This window comes from Nitratireductor sp. GZWM139 (assembly GCF_030068685.1).
Classification (GTDB): domain Bacteria; phylum Pseudomonadota; class Alphaproteobacteria; order Rhizobiales; family Rhizobiaceae; genus Nitratireductor; species Nitratireductor aquimarinus.
The window spans coordinates 1-707 of record NZ_JAMQML010000060.1 but is presented as its reverse complement, the minus strand read 5'-3'; the positions used below and the strand labels follow the sequence as shown (position 1 = coordinate 707).

Genomic DNA, 707 nt, shown 5'->3' with positions numbered 1-707 from the left:
CATCTCGGCGGCATAACCGTCCCACAGGCCGAAGGCATCGGCTCTGGCATGACGGTAGGAGATGGTGGAAAGTCGATAGCGGCGGGGGCGGAAGATGATGCTGATCTGGTCGTGGGCAGCAAGGAACCTTTGCGCCTGCCTCGGCGATTTGAATCTTCCCATGATCTTTTCCCGTCGCCGCGTCGGCCGGTGTGACCCTTCGATCAGATTGTTGAGGCCTTTATGCGCGCGATGATCCGCGCCCGGCGCAAAATCGTGGACTGGCTTGAAATAGCTGCGGAGCTTGTCTGTGATCACAACGCGCGGGTGGCCGAATTGGGCGACAAGCCGCTTCAGGAAACGTCGCGCGGCTTTCGCGTTTCGCTGTGGCTGAACGAGAAGGTCGAGTGCAGCTCCGTCTGCGTCGACCGCCCGCCAAAGCCAGTGTTTCACGCCATTGATCGGCACCACCACCTCGTCAAGATGCCACTTGTCTGCAGGTGTCGGTCGATCCCTTCGGATGCAGTTGGCAAAATGGGGACCGAACCGGTTTACCCATAGCCGAACCGTCTCCCGGCTGACGACCACGCCACGCTCAGCAAGCAGATCCTCGACATCGGCCGTGCTGAGTGCAAACCGATGGTAAGCCCAGACGGCGTAGGAGATGATCTTGCGGGGAAAACGAAAGCCCTTCAGGCGCGACATTGTTGGTGGAGTTCTCATAATGA

1 protein-coding gene is annotated in these 707 nt (G+C 59.4%); it reads right to left on the bottom strand.

Annotation, left to right across the window (positions count from 1 at the left end; translation table 11 throughout):
• Nucleotides 1-702, bottom strand: a 702-nt coding sequence (locus NDI72_RS21905) for an IS6 family transposase (protein WP_283801797.1), incomplete at its 3' end; no start/stop codon positions are given.
• Nucleotides 703-707 lie beyond the last annotated feature (5 nt).